Below are 17,132 nucleotides of genomic sequence, written 5' to 3' on the forward strand. Positions count from 1 at the left end.
TATTGGCGCGTGTCGTCAGCTGACGTGACGTCCGAGCGGCTGCTGTCCCTGGCACTGTCCCGCCCGGCGGAGGCGTTACGGGAGGCCGACCAGATCCTGGCCGGTCGTCCGGAGCCGCTCGCTGCGTCGATCGCCCGGCACGCGCGGGCGATCGTACTGCGCGACGGCGGCCGCAGTGCGGCGGCGATCACCGAGCTGCGACGTGCGTTGCGGGACGCGCAGGCGTCCGGCGGTGCGGGCCGGATCGCCGACGTGCAGGCGACCCTGGGTCTGACGCTGGGCTTCGCCGGGCGTACGCGGCCCGGCCTGGCGATGCTCGACGAGGCGGTGGCCGGCGGCCGCGGGGTGCCCGGCGGGCGCATCCTGATGCGCCGCGCCAGCCTGTTGCGCGTCCTCGGCCGGTACGACGAGGCCCTGGAGGACCTGCGCCGAGCGATAGCGCTGCTGCGCCGCGGCGGCGACCGGCTCTGGGAGGCGCGCTCCCGGATGCACCGTTTCCTGGTCCTCTGCCAGATCGGCCAGACCGCCCGAGCGGACCGGGACCTGATCGAGGCGGAACGGATCTTCAACGAGCTCGGCCAGGAGATGGAGTCGGCCAATGTGCTGCACAACCGGGCCGAACTCGCCTACCTCGCCGGTGATCTGGCCGGGGCGCTCGGTTTCCTGGACGCGGCGGCCGACCGCTTCGCCCGCTACGGCGTCCATTACTACTCCTTCGAGCTGGCCGTCGACCGCTGCTCGGTGCTGCTCGCCGCGGGCCTGTTCACGGAGGCGGTGACCGTCGCCGAGGAGACCATCCGGGACCACGCCGCGCGCGGCGGCGACGCCACCAAGGCGGCCGATCTGCTCTTTGCCGCCGGTCAGGCCGCCTATGCCGCAGGTCGCCCGGCCCTGGCCGCCGAGCGGGCCGCCGCCGCCCGTGACCTCTTCCGCAGACAGGGCCGCGACCGCTGGCACGCCCGCGCGTCGTTCGTGGTGCTGCAGTCCCGCTGGGCTCAGGGCCACCGTGAGGGCAGGCTGGTGAGCCGGGCCGGTGAGCTCGCCGACCGGCTCGACCAGATGGACGCCCTGGAGGCGCCGGCCGCTCATCTGCTGGCCGGCCGGCTCGCCGCCGAGCGGGGCAGCGCCGGAGATGCCGACCGGCACCTGGCCCGGGCCGCGCACTTCCGCAACCGTGGCCCGAGCTTCGGCCATGCGGTCGGCTGGCTGGCCCACGCGCTGCGGGCCAAGGGGCGCGGCGACAACCGCGCGATGCTGGCCGCCTGCCGGTTCGGGCTGCGCGCGGCCGAGAACCATCGGCGCACCCTGGTCGCGCCGGAGCTCCAAGCGCACGCCACCGTGCACGGCATCGAGTTGGTCGAGCTGGCCCAGCACGAGGCGGTGGCCCGCGGCGACGCGCGGATGCTGCTGCGCTGGAGCGAACGCTGGCGGGCCGGCGGTCTGGCCATCGCCGCGGTCCACCCACCGGACGATCCCGAGCTGGCCGCGGAGATGGCGGCGCTGCGGGCGGTAGCGCGCCGGCTGGCCGAGGCACGCGCCACCGGTGCGCCGGCCAAGCAGGCAGACTCGGAACGCCGGGCTCTGGAGGGGGCGATCCGGGCGCGCACCCGCCGGGTCTCCGGCACTCACCCCCAGACCGATCGCACGCGTACGGACACCGCCGTCGACCCGCTCTCGACGCTGGGCGAGCACACCCTGGTGACGCTGACGTTCCTGGACGGCACGCTCTACGCCACCACGGTCGTCGGCGGACGCGCCCGCACCCATGTGGTGGGTCCGCTCGCCACCGCCGTGCGCGAGGTCGAGCTGGCCCGTTTCGCCCTGCGCCGGCTGGCCCGGGGCCGTCCGCCCATGGGTGCCGGGCCGGCTCTGGAGGCCGCCGGCGCCGCCCTGGAAGGCGCGCTGCTCGGCCCGGCCGCGAAACTGCTCGGCGGCGGCCCGGCCGTCGTGGTGCCGCCGGCCATCCTGCACTCGGTGCCCTGGGGCATGCTGCCCGCGCTGCGCGACACGCCGTTCGTGGTCGCGCCGTCGCTGGCCACCTGGCTGCGGGCGGGCAGCACCGAGCACACCGGCCGGCGCCGGGTGGTGCTGGTCCGCGGCCCCGAGCTGGACGGGACCGGGCTGGAGATCAAGCACATCGCCCGGACGTACCCGCAGGCCACCGTCCTGGAGGACGGCAGCGCGACCGCCGAGGCCGTGCTGTCCGCGCTGGACGGCGCCTGGACCGCGCACATCGCCGCGCACGGCGTCTTCCGTGGTGACAACCCGCTCTTCTCCAGCCTGGCGCTGGACGACGGGCCGCTCACCGTCTACGACCTGGGGCGCCTGCGCCGCGCACCGGCCCGGCTGGTGCTCTCCAGCTGCGAGAGCGGCGTGGCCGCGCCGGTCAGCACCGACGAACTGCTCGGTATGGTCAGCGCGCTGATCCCGCTCGGCACCCGCAGCCTGCTGGCCAGCGTGGTGCCGGTGAACGACGCGGTCACCAGCTCGCTGATGGCCGAGTTCCATGAGCGGCTGCAGGCCGGCCGGGGGTTCGGCGCCGCCCTGCGCGATGTCCGCCGGGCGGCCGCCGGGTCGGGCGACGTGATCGCCCTGGCCACCGCCTGGTCGTTCGTCTCGCTGGGCCGCTGACCGCCCGCCGCCGGAAAGTCCTGGTGGTAGCCCTGGGCGGTATCCGTGCCCGAGACGCCGCTCGGACCTGTCACTGCCGGGGGACCGCGTCACAGAATCACCCAGGACGTCACCAGGTTGTCGCCCCCGGGGAGCCGGCAGCGCAGCCGGACCGGGCCGCTGGCCAGGTCGGTGATCAGGAACCGGCCCAGGTCGTCCAGGTCCAGTGGGGTCTTCGTCAGGGCGCCGTTCTCCACTGCGGCGGCGCCCGCGCCCGCCCCGAAGACCTGGCCCATCATGGTCCAGCCGGCGCCCTCGGCGCGCACGGTCATCTCGACCTGGGTGCCGTCCGCCGCGAACGACAGCAGCCGCTCGTCGGTGGCCTGCCGGACCGGCTCGAAGTCGGCGTCTGCCGTCGAGTCGGCGATCAGCTCGGCCAGCCGGGCGTCCATGTCGCGGGTCAGGAAGGCGGCGCGGGCCGCCGCGCGTACGTGATCGGGCACCGGGTCGACCAGAGTGGCCAGTCGGCGCAGGTCGGCGAGCAGGTCGTCATCCACAGAACTCACGAGGCCACCGCCATTATCCGTCGCAGGGTGTTGAGACAGCGTTGCCGGGTCGGTCCGATACCGCCGATCGGGATGTCCAGGGCGACCGACACCGTCGCGTAACTGGGCGTGGGGTCGGTCATCAGCACGCGCAGCAGGGATCGGCACTGCGACGAGATCTGGCTGAACGCCCGCCACAGCGCCCGGTCGCGCTCGGCCCGCAGGACACCGTCGTCCACGCCGGGCCCGACCTCGTCCGGGAGGTCGTCGAAGTCGTCGTGCGGCACCGACTTGGTGCGTTGCCGCAGGATCGCGAGGCACTCCCGCCGGATCGTGGTCGACAGCCAGCCGGCGATCCGGTCCGGATCCCGGATGGTGCCGAGCTTCTCCACCAGCCGCAGCCACGTCGCCTGCACCGCGTCGGCGGAGTCGGCCTCGTTGAGCCGCATCGCCCGTGCCACCGACCAGAGCAGAGAGGTGTACTGCTCGGTCAGCTCGTCCCACGCGGTCCCGTCGCCCGCCGCGGCCCGCGCGATCAGATCCGCGCCGCCCATGTGGTCGGGTGCCTCCATCCATCCCTCACGTTCGCTCGGCGGGGAGAGCCGGCTCCCCGCGTCGTACGCCGCGAATCATCCCGCAGCGCCCCGATACTTCACCGAGCGCCCGTCTCGCGGCTTGATACGTCCGGTGTGCGACACATCGACGCGTTAGGTTCTGCCCTATGACGCAGTTGCTGTCGGCGTACGCGGGCCATCGGACCAGCGACGGGACCGGTGTGACGGTGATTCTGCCGCCGCCCGGCACGGTGGGTTCCGGCGAGGTCCGCGGCGGCGCGCCGGCCACCCGCGAGTTCCCGCTGCTGGACCCGACGCGCCTGGTCGACCGGATCGACGCGGTGGTGCTCTCCGGCGGTTCGGCGTTCGGCCTGGCCGCCGCGGACGGCGTGGTGGATCTGCTGCGCGAGCGCGGGCAGGGGCTCGCGACCCCGGTCGGCCCGGTGCCGATCGTGGTCGGTATGTCCCTCTTCGACCCATCCGCGGGCGGCACCCCGCCGTCCGCCGGTGACGGTCGCCTCGCCGCGGAGTCGGCCCTGGCGGGGGAGCCCCTGACGACCGGCCGCGCCGGCGCCGGCACGGGCGCGACGACCGGCAAGTGGCGCAACCGCCTCGACCCCGGCGGCATCGGCCTGGCCGTCCGCGACGCAGGTGGAGTCCAGGTGGCGGCGCTGATCGCCGTCAACGCGTGGGGCGACGTGCTGCCACCCGGCGGTGTCCCGGTCTTCCCGGCCGTACCGGCCAGGGGTTTCGACATGCAGAACACGACGATCGGCGTCGTTCTGACCACCGCCCGTCTCACCAAGACCGACTGCTTCCTGCTCGCGCAGAGCGGCCACAGCGGGTACGCCCGGGCGATCCACCCGGCCCACTCCCGCTACGACGGCGACGCCCTGGTCGCCCTGGCGACGGGCGAGGCCACCGAGCCCGCCGACCTGGAACTGCTCCGCGCGGTCACCACCGAGACGGTCGCCGAGGCCATCCGCGCCGCCGTCGCGTCATGAGCCGCGTGCTCCTGGTGATCCGCCTCGTCGGGCTGGGCCCGGCCGGGGACGGATTCGTCCTGGGTGGAAAAGCGGCTGCCTCCGGCCGCTGTCGCCGATAGCCTCCCGGCATGGACGCCATGCCACCGTTGGTACTCCCGGTCGACCTTCGTGACGCCGAGCGCCGCGACCCGATGGACTTCTACGTCCCCGACGACGTCACCGATCCGGTGCCCGCGATCCTCGTCGTGCACGGCGGGCCCCTGCCGGCGGAGGTCCGGCCGCGCCCGCGCGACTGGCCGGTGTTCCGCAGCTACGGGTCGTTGCTCGCCGCCCGGGGCGCGATGGGAGCCACGGTCGACCACGGGCTGTACTCCCCGGCCGACTGCCCGGCGGCCGCCGCCGACATCGCCGCGGCGGTCGAGACGCTCCGCACCGACCCGAGGGTGGACGCCGACCGGGTGGCGTTGTGGTTCTTCTCGGGCGGCGGCCTGCTGTCCGCGCCGTGGCTGCGCGAACCCCCGTCCTGGCTGCGCTGCGTCGCGCTGACCTACCCGCTGCTGGCGCCGCGGGAGGGCTGGCCGGTGGACGCGTCGTTCCGCCCGGTCGAGGCGGTGGCTGGCGCGGGCGACCTGCCGATCGTGCTCACCCGGGCCGGCCTGGAGAAGCCGGACGTGGCGGCCGGCGTCGAGCAGTTCGTGACCGCGGCGGCGAAGGCACGGCTGCAGATCATCGACGTCCCGCTGGGCCGGCACGGCTTCGACTACCTGGACGACGACGATGACTCCCGCGCCGCCATCACCCGGGCCTTGGACCTCGTGCTGGCCGAGGTCGGATAGGTCCCGAGCGGGTGCACGCCTCCACGGTCACCGGACTCGTCCTCGTCGCCTGAGGACTTTGATCACGCCTCGTCAAGGCGGCCGCGATGCCCCGTCGGGTCAGAAATTCTCGAATCGGACAAATGCATTTTGGATTGTGCATATCGTGCGCCTGGTACCCGTGGTCGAGGGAAGGCGTGCAGATGGACCAGAGCAGGCGGAAGAGGGCGGCGGTGCTGGGGGCGGTGACCGCCCTCGCCCTGCTGGCGAGCCTGAGTGTCGGTGGCACGCCGGCTGTGGCCGCCGGCGATTCCGCGTCCGGGCGGGCGCGGGCCGGTACGCCGGACGCGCCGACGGCCAGGGAGACGGCGAGCGCCAAGCCGGCGAAGGCCAAGCCGGCAAAGGCCAAGCCGGCCAAGGTGAAGACGAGTGGTGAGACCCGGCGGCTCGCGCGCAACGGATACGCGACGCATCTGGACGCCGAGTTCGTCGAGACCACGATCCGCGACCACGGCACCTCCGGCCTGATCCTGACCGTGAAGCGCGACCCGAACCTGACCCCCGGCGATCTCACCGGCATCGGGTTCACCATCGACCTGCCGCAGTACGTGATCGTCGACTCCAACGACGTCGACAACACCTGCACCCAGGCCACGTTCACCCCGGACTTCGGCGACGAGCAGCTGGTCGTGTCCGGCATCGAGATGGCCTCCTCGCAGGCTCAGTGCACCCTCGGCGTTGCCGTCACGTCGGGGCGCTCCGGCACGTACACGATCAACGACGCCGCCGTGACCGACACGAACGGCGACATCGGCGCCGAGATCACCTCGGACGACCTGATCGTGACCCCGGCGCCGCCGCGGCTCACCGCCTACTTCGACGACGACGACATCAAGGTCGGTGAGACGACCGACCTCACGTTCCGCCTGTACCGATCCGACGAGAACCCGGGCACAGTGACCTCCGGCATCGCGTGGCGGCTGACCCTGCCGGCCGGGCTGGTGGTCGCCGCGACGGGCAACAACACCTGCGGCGGCACGGCGACCGGCACGGTCGGCAGCCGGATCTTCACGGTCACCGGCGGGCTGCTCGGGGCAGGAGACGGCTCCTGTGAGGCGACGGTCGAGGTGCGCGCCACCGCGGGCGGCAGGTTCGAGCTGCAGTCGGGGACGGTGACCGGTCTGAAGAAGATCGAGACCGCGTTCGGCGCCTGCATCGGCTCAGTGCCCGACGACGCGCCCGACGACGCGCCCGGCGCCGATGCGACTTGCGTCCCGACCGTGGACGTCGAGAAACTCACCCAGACGGTCACGTTCGCGCAGCCCGTGCCCCGCAAGGTCGGCGACAGCACGCTGACCGCCACGGCGTCGTCCGGGCTGCCGGCGGGGTTCACGTCCAGCACGTCCGACGTCTGCACCGTCGTGGGCAACACGCTCCGGGTCAAGACGGAAGGCGTCTGCAAGGTCACCGCCGTGCAGAACGGCAATGGCGTGTACACCTCGGCGCACTCGGAGCAGCGCACCATCGAGATCCTGCCCCGGCCGCCGGCGCCGCCGACGGTCGACGGCGTGCCCGGCCAGTCGTCGATCACGGTGAGCTGGACGGCACCGGCGGAGACCGACGCCATCGTGGACTATGTCGCTTCCGCGCGCAGCGGCGACATCGTGTCGTCCTGCACCAGCGCCACGCTGACCTGTGTGCTGGGGGCGGTAGCCGGCCGGCCGTACACGATGATGGTGGTGTCCCGCGGCCCGAACGGCGTCTCCACCGTCACCACGAGCACGGGGACGGTGACCGCGAGCGCGCCGATCGTCCCGCAGGCGCCGCCGGAGACCGACCTCGACCTGACCACCACCGACGGCCGGATCACCGAGGCCGAGCCGGGTCAGGAGATCACGTTCGTCGGCACCGGCTTCGCGCCGTTCTCCACCGTGGTCATCACGATCTACTCCAAGCCGACGATTCTCGGCACCGCGATCACCGACGCGAACGGTGACTTCCGCAAGCTCGTCACCGTGCCATCGGACCTGGCCGCCGGCGCGCACACCGCCGTCGCCCAGGGGGTGGCCCCCGACGGCTCGCCCCGCGCGATGGCGCTGGACATCACCGTCAGCGTGGACGGTCTGCCGGTCACCGGTCCCGGCGTCGCGACGCTGCTGCTGATGGGTGCCGGCGCGGTCGTCGCCGGCGCCGGCCTGATGCTGGCCGGCCGTCCCCGCAGGCGCCTGGCCAGGTGACCACCACACCTCCGGCGTGCGCTCCGGCAACTGCCGGGGCGCACGCCGGATCGACCTGGTGTCCGCGGCACTGCGCCGCGGACACCAGCGAACCGGACCCGGCGTCGCCCTCATGGCGCCTTCGCGCCCGTGCGCCCAGGACCATGGCGTCGGCTATCGGCTAGACCACGCGCCATTTCTGGCGGGGTTCGCCCGTGCACGGCCGCATCTCGGCCGGCGTGCCGTTGGGCAGGTCGGCGTCGCGCAGGTCGAGGCAGCGGCCGGCCGGGTCGCGCAGTTCGCCCTCGCCGGTGAGCGTCCACCGCTGGCGCGCGTCGCCGGCGCAGTCCCAGATCCGCACGGCCGGGCCGGCCGGGTCGGCGTCGAGGCATTTGCCGGCGAACCCGCGCAGCGTGCCGTCCGCGGTGAAGGTCCACTGCTGGTTCGGCGACCCCGCGCAGTCCCACAGCTGCACCAGGGCGCCGTTGCTGCTGTCGAAGTCCCGCACGTCCAGGCAGCGGATGCTCAGGGCGCGGAGTTCCACCGAGCCGTCCGCGGCCGGTCCGGGCAGCGGGTACTGCCGTTCCAGCCACGGCCGGTAGACCGAGGGCCGGCCGCCGTCCGTCGGGTCGGCGTCACATGTGCGGTCGTCCTTGCACCCGAGCAGTTCGTCGTGCGCGGCGTACGCGTAGAAGGTTGCTTTCTTCAGGTCCAGGTCGGCGCCGGTCACGTTGGCCGGCAGGTCGCTGATCGAGTAGCCGCGGTAGGTGTTCGTCTGGTGCGGCGTGGCGAGGAGACGCGCCGCGGCGTAGGCGAAGTAGGCGGCCACGTGGTGATCGTGGTGGTCGCCGTCGCCGCCGTTGACCCCGATCGGGCCGCTGTCGCCCCGGTGGTCCTGCAGCCGGACGATGTCGGCGCCGGCCTCGGCCAGCAGGCCGTGCAGAACGCCGATGAGTTCCGCACGCGAATAGGACGCCGCGCCGTCCACGGTGGTGAGCCGCCCGAGGTGGCCCTCCCACAGCTTCTGCAGGCTCTGGGCGCCGTACCGGTCGGAGCCGCGGCCGTCGAAGCCGTCGGGCAGGCGCAGGAAGGCCAGCTCGACACGCGTGCCGGCCAGCCGCGACAGCCGCACCTCCCGGCCCTGGACGCTGGTCACCGTGTCGGACCAGTCGTTCGGACGGCCCGCCATGGTCGCGTAGGCCGTCTTCTCGCCGGTCTCCCGCGCGGACCAGTACCCGGCGTCGCGGCCGGCGTCGCCCGCGGTCAGGTAGACGGTCCGCACGCACCGGTCGGCTCGGATGTCCCGCTGGATGTCGGGGTTCATGAACAGCAGGTCGTCGTCCTCGTGGGCGACGATCTGCACGGAACACGGCGCCGCCGCGGCCGCCGGCGAACCCGGCCCGGACAAGGCCAGCCCTGCCACGATGACCGGCAGAACGGCGGCCGTGATCAGTCTGCGGATCATTGGAACCTCACCCAGTTGACGTTGAGGAAATCTCCGCCCGGACCGGTGAACACCAGGTAGAGGCGGTGCTTGCCGGTCGCGCCGGTGACCGGCACGGTCCGGTCCGTCCACGTCTCCCAGCCGCCGGTCGGCGTGACCGGGGCGGTCGCGACGACCGGGCCGGTGACGCTGTCCAGCCGGTACTCGATGCTTCCGGACGAGGCGCCCGACGCGATCCGCGCCGTCACCGAGCCCGGCGACGTGCCGCCGAAGTCGACGTTGTCGAAGTAGACGTGGTCACCGGGCGAGATGTAGGCGACCGCCCGGCCGCAGCCCGCGTCGCCGCAGTCCTCGAGCTGCGTGCCGGACTCACCGGTGTAGCTCTCCGCCCGGATGGTGTCGCGCGCGTTCCAGCCGTTGCCCGGCAGCGGCGGCTCCGGCAGCGGGATGACCTGGTCGTAGGTCAGACCATGTCCGTACGGGAACAGCGCCGTCTTGCCGTCGCCGGCGTTGATCGGCTGCTGCGAGACGTCCCGCGCCCAGCTCACCGGCAGCTTCCCGGTCGGCCGGGCCGCGCCGAACAGCACGTCCGCGACGCCCTGGCCCTCGGTGCCCGGCAGCCACCCGGCCACCAGCGCCGAGAGGTCCGGCAGTTCGGCGGTGACGTCCAGCGGGCGGCCGGACAGCACCACGGTGACGACCGGCACGCCGGACGCCTTGAGCCTGGCGAGAACGGCCCGGTCCTCGGCGTCGAGCCGCAGGTCGTCCTCGCGGTCACCCTCGTACTCGGCGTACGGCTTCTCCCCGATCACGGCGATCGCCGCCCGGTAGGAGCCGTCGATGCCGTTGCCGTCCTTGTCGTAGGCGACGGTCGTGCCGGACGCGACCGTGTTCCGGATGCCCTGCAGCACGGTGGTCCCCGACGTGATCGGCCCGTCCGCGCCCTGCCACTTCATTGTCCAGCCACCGCTCTGGAACCCGATGTTGTCGGCCGATTTGCCCGCCACGAAGAGCTTCCCGGGCGACTGCGGGAGAGGCAAAATGCCGGAGTTCTTGAGTACGACCTGAGATTTCTGCACCGCTTCCCGAGCCACCGCGCGGTGTTCCCGGCTGCCCACAGTGGATGCCGTGCTCCGGTCGGCGTAGGGCCGCTCGAACAGGCCCAGCTCGAACTTCTTCCGCAGGATCCGGCGGTTGGCGTCGTCGATGCGCGACATCGGCACCCGACCGGCCTGGACCTCCGCGCGCAGCAGCCCGATGAAGGTGGCGTACTGCTCGGTGATCATGAAGGAGTCGATGCCCGCGTTGACCGCGGTCCGCACGTCCTCGGGCGTGAACCCGTACTCGCCGTCGACCCGCTCGATGCCGTCCCAGTCGGTCGTCACGATGCCGCCGAAGCCCAGCTCGCCTTTCAGCACGTCGGTGAGCAGGTAGCGGTTGCCGTGCAGCTTCGCGCCGTTCCAGCTGGAGTACGACACCATCACGCTGGCGACGTTGCGCTGCACCGCCTCACGGAACGGCGGAAGGTGGATCGCGCGCAGCTCCGCCTCGGCGACGGCGGTGTTCCCCTGGTCGTCGCCGCCGACCGTGCCGCCGTCGCCGACGAAGTGCTTGGCCGTCGCCATGATCGACGTCGGCGAGTTCAGGGAGGCACCCTGCAGCCCGGTGATGAGGCTGGTCATCGCGTTCGGGTTTTCCGGAGTCTCGCCGAACGACTCGTAGACCCGCCCCCAGTGGTCGTCGCGGGCGACGCACACGCACGGCGAGTAGGTCCAGTCGACCCCGGTCGAGACCACCTCGGTGGCGGTCACCCGGCCGATCCGCTCGACCAGGGCCGGGTCGCGGGTGGCGCCGAGCCCGACGTTGTGCGGGAAGATCGTGGCGTTGCGGATGTGGTTGGCGCCGTGCACCGCGTCGATACCGAACATCATCGGGATGCCCAGCGGCGTGGACAGCGCCGCGCCCTGGAAACCGTCGTACAGGTCGGCCCAGACCTGTGGCGACTGCGGCGACGGGCCCTCGCCGCCGCCGGCCATCACCGAACCGATGCGCAGATCACGCAGGCCGGCGCCGCTGATGAACTTCCGCTCGGCCTGGGTCATCTGGCCGATCTTCTCGTCCAGGGACATGCGGCCCAGCAGGTCGGTGACCCGGACCTCGACGGGCTGGGACGGATCCTTGTACGGAGGATCGGCGGCCCACGCGGTGCCGTGCACGGCGAAGGCCGAGATGCCGGCACACAGTGCTATGGCTACGGCAGCGGTGGTTGATCGACGGAGTGCTGGCACAGACGTCCTCAGCTCGCGGATGAGCCCGGCGGTTACCGACGGGTAATGGGCGAGTGGACTGTATTGGCTCCGATGTGGTCACTCGGTGCGACGCGAAACACGATCGGAGAGAACGCGCACGTCACGGTGCACAAAAGAGAGACGGGGATAAATCTCACACCGAGTGTCCTAGATGGATCCCCGGGAGCTGACTTCGGCGGCGATGCGCTCGGCGACCCGGTGGATGGTGTCGATGCCGCCCAGCAGCGCCGCGGCGGCCGCGGTGGTCGCGTACCCGAATCTGAAGGTCGTCAGGTCGGGGGTCACCTGGTCGATCAGGAGGCGGGCCGCGATGGCCTCGGTGAGCGTGCCCGGGCGCAGGCCGTCGGCGGGCAGCTCGGTGGTCTCCAGGTGGTCCTCGGCGCCGAGGCCGCGGAGCAGGGCCAGCGCGGCGGTGCGCGGGCGGATCCGGCGGAACGCCCGGGTGAGGCGGGCCGGGCGGACCGGGCCGGTGGGCGGGCGGACGGCGGGGAAGAAGCCGTCGTCGTGCGGGTCGCCGTCGGGTGCGAGCCGGAAGAACAGCGTGGGATGGCGGGTCTCGCCGATCGTGTCGCTCACCGGGAACCCGTCGGCGGCCAGGGCTGCCGCGACCCGGCCGGGAGTCGGGCCGTCGGTCCAGGAGATCCACCGGCCGGGGTGTTCGTCGATGATCACACCGAGGTCCTCGAACGCCGCGTCGAGCTGGCGGAGGCTGCGCAGCTCCAGTCCCGGCCGGATCGGCGACGCGGGGAAGGGCGCCGGCTCCGCCGTGTGCGGCCACGACGGGCCCGAGCGCACCCGGTCGGCCGCGTCGAGGAGCGCCGCGGTGCCGCCGAACGTCTCCCGGATGAAGCGGTGCAGCGCCCGGTCGCCGGTCAGGTCGCCCGCGGCGCCGGCGGCCATCTGTTCGAGGACCAGGGTGACGGCGGCCGCCTCGGTCGGGTCGGGGCGCATGGTGGCGGCGCCCGTGGTCGCCCACAGACCGGTGACGGCCTGCTCGGTGTCGTCGCCGCCGCGAATCAGGCCGATGATCTGCTCACGCTGGGTGAGGCGCCGGACGGCCGTGCACACGAAGTGTTCGCCGTCGTGGACCGTGAAACTGCGGCGATGCGCTACCGGGTGACTCACGGTGAGGCCGAGCCGGTCGGCGATCAGGTCGGCCGCGCGGGAGGTGCCGGGCCCGCCGTGCCACGCCACGATCGACTCGGTGACCTCCACCTCAAGCCCTTGATGGGTACGCCGGAGGAGCGCCGCGACCCGCTGCCGGCCTTCCCGAGCCCCCGTCCGATCCACTGCGACATCGTGCCGTTTCGATGGCCCGCGCCCGAGCCTCCGATGTCCGTTGTGTATGCCCCACCACCGCGCCGCAGGGAATGGTCCCGACTGGCACCCGCCGCCGATCCTGACCTTGCCGCCATTTCGCCTCGGAACCGGGAAGCTCCGGGTGACGTCGAAGGCACCATGCGTACGTCGAAGGTTGTCGCGGGGTTGGTGGCCGTTGTGCTGGTGCTCGCCGGATGCGGTGGCCCGCCGGGGGATGCGGGCCGGATCGACGCCAAGCTGGTCGCCGACCTGAAGCCCGGTGACGCGGCCGCGGTCGGGCAGGCGGTCGACGCGTTCGGGTTCGAGTTGTTCAAGCAGGTGGGCGACGGTAAGCAGAACACGGTCACCTCGCCGCTCTCGATGGCCGTGCTGCTCGCGATGCTGCTGGCCGGCGCCGAGGGTGACACCGCTGCGGAGCTCGGCAAGGCGCTGCATCTGAACGACTCGCGGGACGTGCGGGTCGGCGCGCTGCTGCGGCAGGTGGCCGACACCGAGGACGTGAAGCTGTCGGTGGCCGACTCGGTCTGGGCGGACGAGGGCTTTCCGGTCGAGAAGGACTATCGGGACTTCCTGCACCGCACCTTCGGCGCCACCGCGGAGGAGGGCGACCTCGGCGCGCCGGAGACCGCGGCGAAGATCGACGACTGGGTCGACGAGAACACCAACGGCCTGATCGAGGATGTCGCCAAGGACCTCGGGCTGCCGTCCGGCAACGCGGTCCTGGTGCTGCTCAACGCGGTCTACTTCCTCGGCGAGTGGACGACGCCGTTCGACCCGGCCGGCACCCGGCCCTCCGAGTTCGCGGGAATCGGACAGGTGCCCACGATGATGATGCTCGGCGAGCGCTTCGAGCACGTGCAGCGCGACGGTTACCGGATGCTGCGCCTGCCCTACGGCGAGGACGGCCGGTACGGCATGGAGATCATGCTGCCGGACCGGGACAGCTCGCTGCCCGCATTGGTCGGCAAGCTGGACGTCGCGGAGTGGCACGCCGCCACCGCCGGTCTGGCCGAGCACGACTTCAAGACCCTGACGCTGCCGCGCTTCGAGCTGCGCTGGGACGGGAACATGAACGAACCGCTCCAGCGGCTCGGCATCAAGTCCGCCTTCCAGGGCGGTGACGACTTCCGGCCGATGTCGCCGGCGGGGCCCGGCCTGGACCGGGTCATCCACAAGACGTACATCCGGGTGGACGAGAAGGGCACCGAGGCGGCCGCCGTCTCCGGCGGCGTGATGACCGCGTCGGGCCCGGCCGAGAGTGAGATCTTCCAGGTCGACCGGCCGTTCGCCTTCACCGTCTCCGACCGCACGACCGGGACGATCCTCTTCCTCGGCGCGGTCACCGATCCGCGCGGCTGAACAGGCGATCCTGCCTGATCAGCGAGGTACCTTTGCTTGACTATGCAACCAAGCACGGTGGTCAGCGGGCAGGCGTGGCGGCGATGGGTCGTGGTGATCGTCATCGTCGGCGTGCTCTGCAGCGTACCCATCGTGCTCGGTCTGCGGCCCGCACCTGCCGCGACCACCGCCGACCCCGCCACGCTGCGCGCACGGATGGCAGCGTCCGCCGGTCTCGCCTTCCAGGGGTACGCGCAGAGCAGCGGCCTGCTGCCGTTGCCGTCCCTGCCCAACCTGACCGAGATCACCCGCCCGCTGTCCAGCCGCACCGAGATGCGGGTCTGGTACGCCGACCGGGACAGCTGGCGGGTCGACGTCATCGACGGCGCCACCGAGCGGGACACCTACCAGTACCGGGGCAGCCAGTTCATCTGGGACTTCGGCGACACCCGGCTCACCCAGGTGATCGGCGAGCAGCCGGTGCGCCTGCCCCGCCCGGCCGACCTGGTGCCGCCCGACCTGGTGCGGCGGCTGCTCTCGCTGGCCGCCGGCGACCGGGCCGAGCCGATCACCGGCAAACGGGTGGCCGGCATCGACGCCGCCGGGCTACGCCTGCGGCCGGTCTCGCCGGACACCACCATCGACCACGTCGACGTCTGGGCCGACCCGTCCTCCGGCCTGCCCGTACAGGCCGAGGTGACGGCGAAGGGCGGCGAACGTCCCGTCTTCACGTCGCGCTTCCTGTCCGTGGAGATGACCAGGCCGGACGCCAAGACGATCACCCCGCCGTCGCTCGACGACGTCCAGGTCACCGACGCGCCCGACCTGCTCAGTCAGATCTCGGCGCGGCGGCGCGGCGGTCAGCTGCCGGCCACGCTGGGTGGCGAGCAGCGGAACACCGAGGTCGCCGGACTCACCTCGGCCGGCACGTACGGTGACGGGCTCGCCCAGTTCGTCGTGCTCCGGCTGCCCGGACGGTTCGGGAACGAGGCGTACGACCGGATCGCCACGTACGGCGCCGACGTGCACCTCGACGGTGGCCACGGCGCCGTCCTCGCCACCGGCCTGCTGACCATCCTCGCCGTCCGCGCCGAGCGCATCTACCTGGTCGCCGGTTTCGTCCAGCCCGCCGTGCTGCGCCGCGTCGCCGCCGACCTCGGAAGGCTCGAGCGATGATCACGACCAATGGCCTGGTCAAGACGTACGGGCAGGTCACCGCCGTGGACGGCGTCGACCTGGCCGTGCGCGAGGGCGACCGGTACGGGCTGCTCGGCCCGAACGGCTCCGGCAAGACCACGCTGGTCCGGATGCTGCTCGGCCTGGTCTTCGCCACCCGCGGCACGATCGAGGTGCTGGGCGTTCCGGTGCCGAAACGGGTGCACGACGCGCTGCCGCGGATCGGCGCGATGGTCGAGGGGCCGGGCATGTACCCGCACCTCAACGGCCGGGCCAACCTGACGCTGATGGACGCCGCCGGTCCGGGTGGTGGGCGCGCCGACCGGAAACGGCGGATCGGCGAGGCCCTCGAGCGGGTCGGGCTGGCCGGCATCGACAAGCGGCCCGTCAAGGCGTACTCGCTCGGCATGCGTCAGCGCCTCGGCCTGGCCGCCGCGCTCCTGCGGCGACCCCAGCTCCTGATCCTGGACGAGCCGACCAACGGCCTCGACCCGCGCGGCATCCGCGAGATCCGCGAGCTGCTGGCCGGGCTCAACGCCGAGGGCACGACGGTCTTCCTCTCCAGCCACCTGCTCGGCGAGATCGACGCGCTGTGCACGCGGGTCGGGGTGATGGACCGCGGCCGCCTGGTGCTGCAGGACGAGCTTGCCGCGCTGCGCGCGGAGACAGGCAGAGTTCTGGTGGGTACGCCGGAGCCGGAGCGCGTGATCGCCCTGCTGGACGGCCGGGTCGAGCAGCGCGACGGCGAGCGCCTTACGGTGCGGCACCCCGACCCCGGCGACCTCAACGCCGAGCTGATCAAGGCCGGCATCCGGGTGACCGCCCTCGGCGCCGAACGGCGAACCCTCGAACAGGTGGTGCTCGAAGCCACCACCACCAGCTCAGATCGTGTGGAGGGGTCGTCATGACCGAGCGAAGCGAGCATCATGATCGCGGTCTTTTCGTGTTGTGGCCGGGCAAGCAATGATCAGGGTCGAGATGGCCAAGTTGTTCCGGCGGCCCCGCACGTACGTCATCGCGGGTCTGCTCTGTGCTCTGCCCTTCGTGGTGGCGGTGTTCCTCGCGACCACGCGGATCCCGCCCCCACCCGGCCAGGGCGGCGCGTTCCTGTCGGCGGTGCTGAGCAACGGCGCCCTCTATCCCGCGGCGGCGATGGCCCTGGTCATGCCGGTCTTCCTGCCGGTGTCGGTGGCGGTGCTGGCCGGCGACTCGGTGGCCGGCGAGGCGTCCCAGGGCACGCTGCGCTACCTGCTGATCCGCCCCGTCGGCCGGACCCGCCTGCTGGTCGCGAAGCTGGTCGCGCTGATCGTCTTCGTCCTGTTCGCGATCGGCGCGGTCCTGCTCACCAGCTTCTTGACCGGCATCACGATGTTCGGCGGCGAGCCCGCGGCAGGCGTGGCCATCCCCGCCGACGTGACGTCCCTGTCCGGCGTCACGATCACGCCGTTCGGCCTGGTCCTGCGCCTGCTCGCCACGGTTGTGTACATCGTGATCTCGATGCTCTCGGTGGCGGCGATCGCCCTTTTCCTGTCCACGCTCACCGACTCCGGCCTGGGCGCCGCGATGGGCGCGCTGGCCGTCCTGGTGACCAGCCAGGTCCTGGTCACCCTGGACGCGGCCGCGGCGATCCGCCCCTACCTGCCGACCCGCTACTGGCTGGCCTGGATAGATTTCTTCCGCGACCCGATGCTGCTGCGCGACGTCGAGCGGGGCGCCGGCATCCAGCTGGTCTTCCTGGTGGTCCTGCTGGGCGCCGCCTGGGCCAACTTCATGACCCGCGACATCACCAACTGATCAGAGGACAGCCGAGACGTCGTAC

13 protein-coding genes are annotated in these 17,132 nt (G+C 72.4%); 8 read left to right on the forward strand and 5 right to left on the reverse strand.

The genetic code is table 11. The features are described 5' to 3' along the window. Window positions 1-9: 9 nt before the first annotated feature. The gene (locus QSK31_RS00720; RefSeq protein ID WP_285679964.1) at window positions 10-2,631 is read left to right on the forward strand and encodes a CHAT domain-containing protein; all 2,622 of its coding nucleotides are present in this window, start codon (window positions 10-12) and stop codon (window positions 2,629-2,631) included. 89 nt (window positions 2,632-2,720) lie between these two features. On the opposite strand, the gene QSK31_RS00725 is transcribed toward QSK31_RS00720, so the two are convergent. Together QSK31_RS00725 and QSK31_RS00730 are read right to left on the reverse strand one after the other, a co-directional pair. Beyond that, window positions 2,721-3,176: a hypothetical protein gene (locus tag QSK31_RS00725; RefSeq protein ID WP_285679966.1), complete on the reverse strand. Its 456-nt coding sequence runs from the start codon at window positions 3,174-3,176 to the stop codon at window positions 2,721-2,723. Further along, the gene (locus tag QSK31_RS00730) at window positions 3,173-3,727 is read right to left on the reverse strand and encodes an RNA polymerase sigma factor (protein ID WP_285679968.1); all 555 of its coding nucleotides are present in this window, start codon (window positions 3,725-3,727) and stop codon (window positions 3,173-3,175) included. Before QSK31_RS00730 ends, QSK31_RS00725 begins: the two co-directional genes overlap by 4 nt. A gap of 149 nt (window positions 3,728-3,876) precedes the next feature. Here QSK31_RS00730 and QSK31_RS00735 point away from each other — a divergent pair, with 149 nt between their 5' ends. The 3 genes from QSK31_RS00735 (at window position 3,877) to QSK31_RS00745 (ending at window position 7,747) form a co-directional block, all read left to right on the forward strand. Then, complete coding sequence (locus QSK31_RS00735; RefSeq protein ID WP_285679970.1) at window positions 3,877-4,713, forward strand: P1 family peptidase; 837 nt, start codon at window positions 3,877-3,879, stop codon at window positions 4,711-4,713. 110 nt (window positions 4,714-4,823) lie between these two features. After that, window positions 4,824-5,531, forward strand: coding sequence for an alpha/beta hydrolase family protein (locus tag QSK31_RS00740; protein WP_285679971.1), 708 nt, complete (start codon window positions 4,824-4,826; stop codon window positions 5,529-5,531). Between the two features lie 182 nt (window positions 5,532-5,713). Then, window positions 5,714-7,747 (forward strand): DUF7933 domain-containing protein, encoded by a 2,034-nt coding sequence (locus QSK31_RS00745; RefSeq protein WP_285679972.1) that lies wholly within the window; start codon window positions 5,714-5,716, stop codon window positions 7,745-7,747. Window positions 7,748-7,907: 160 nt separating this feature from the next. On the opposite strand, the gene QSK31_RS00750 is transcribed toward QSK31_RS00745, so the two are convergent. The 3 genes from QSK31_RS00750 to QSK31_RS00760 all read right to left on the reverse strand — a co-directional run bounded on the left by QSK31_RS00750 (window position 7,908) and on the right by QSK31_RS00760 (window position 12,769). Further along, the gene (locus tag QSK31_RS00750; RefSeq protein WP_285679974.1) at window positions 7,908-9,191 is read right to left on the reverse strand and encodes a ricin-type beta-trefoil lectin domain protein; all 1,284 of its coding nucleotides are present in this window, start codon (window positions 9,189-9,191) and stop codon (window positions 7,908-7,910) included. Further along, window positions 9,188-11,386, reverse strand: a complete 2,199-nt coding sequence (locus QSK31_RS00755; RefSeq protein WP_285679976.1) for a glycoside hydrolase family 3 protein — start codon at window positions 11,384-11,386, stop codon at window positions 9,188-9,190. Before QSK31_RS00755 ends, QSK31_RS00750 begins: the two co-directional genes overlap by 4 nt. A 240-nt stretch (window positions 11,387-11,626) precedes the next feature. After that, entirely contained in the window at window positions 11,627-12,769 is a 1,143-nt protein-coding gene (locus QSK31_RS00760) for a hypothetical protein (RefSeq protein WP_285679977.1), read from the reverse strand. Between the two features lie 168 nt (window positions 12,770-12,937). On the opposite strand from QSK31_RS00760, the gene QSK31_RS00765 reads away from it, so the two are divergent. From QSK31_RS00765 to QSK31_RS00780, 4 genes are all read left to right on the forward strand, one after another. Then, window positions 12,938-14,158, forward strand: coding sequence for a serpin family protein (locus tag QSK31_RS00765; protein ID WP_285679979.1), 1,221 nt, complete (start codon window positions 12,938-12,940; stop codon window positions 14,156-14,158). 36 nt (window positions 14,159-14,194) lie between these two features. After that, window positions 14,195-15,313: a hypothetical protein gene (locus QSK31_RS00770; RefSeq protein ID WP_285679980.1), complete on the forward strand. Its 1,119-nt coding sequence runs from the start codon at window positions 14,195-14,197 to the stop codon at window positions 15,311-15,313. After that, window positions 15,310-16,221: an ABC transporter ATP-binding protein gene (locus QSK31_RS00775; protein WP_285679982.1), complete on the forward strand. Its 912-nt coding sequence runs from the start codon at window positions 15,310-15,312 to the stop codon at window positions 16,219-16,221. The genes QSK31_RS00770 and QSK31_RS00775 overlap by 4 nt, the downstream gene beginning before the upstream one ends. A 70-nt stretch (window positions 16,222-16,291) precedes the next feature. After that, window positions 16,292-17,107: an ABC transporter permease gene (locus QSK31_RS00780; RefSeq protein WP_352244334.1), complete on the forward strand. Its 816-nt coding sequence runs from the start codon at window positions 16,292-16,294 to the stop codon at window positions 17,105-17,107. Window positions 17,108-17,132 lie beyond the last annotated feature (25 nt).

The organism is Actinoplanes sp. NBRC 103695 (assembly GCF_030269485.1).
Lineage (GTDB): Bacteria > Actinomycetota > Actinomycetes > Mycobacteriales > Micromonosporaceae > Actinoplanes.

Coding starts and splice junctions, on each gene's coding strand:
- QSK31_RS00730 (WP_285679968.1), bottom strand. CDS start 3,727: ATGGAGGCACCCGACCACATGGGCGGCGCGGATCTGATCGCGCGGGCC.
- QSK31_RS00735 (WP_285679970.1), top strand. CDS start 3,877: ATGACGCAGTTGCTGTCGGCGTACGCGGGCCATCGGACCAGCGACGGG.
- QSK31_RS00740 (WP_285679971.1), top strand. CDS start 4,824: ATGGACGCCATGCCACCGTTGGTACTCCCGGTCGACCTTCGTGACGCC.
- QSK31_RS00745 (WP_285679972.1), top strand. CDS start 5,714: ATGGACCAGAGCAGGCGGAAGAGGGCGGCGGTGCTGGGGGCGGTGACC.
- QSK31_RS00750 (WP_285679974.1), bottom strand. CDS start 9,191: ATGATCCGCAGACTGATCACGGCCGCCGTTCTGCCGGTCATCGTGGCA.
- QSK31_RS00765 (WP_285679979.1), top strand. CDS start 12,938: ATGCGTACGTCGAAGGTTGTCGCGGGGTTGGTGGCCGTTGTGCTGGTG.
- QSK31_RS00775 (WP_285679982.1), top strand. CDS start 15,310: ATGATCACGACCAATGGCCTGGTCAAGACGTACGGGCAGGTCACCGCC.
- QSK31_RS00780 (WP_352244334.1), top strand. CDS start 16,292: ATGGCCAAGTTGTTCCGGCGGCCCCGCACGTACGTCATCGCGGGTCTG.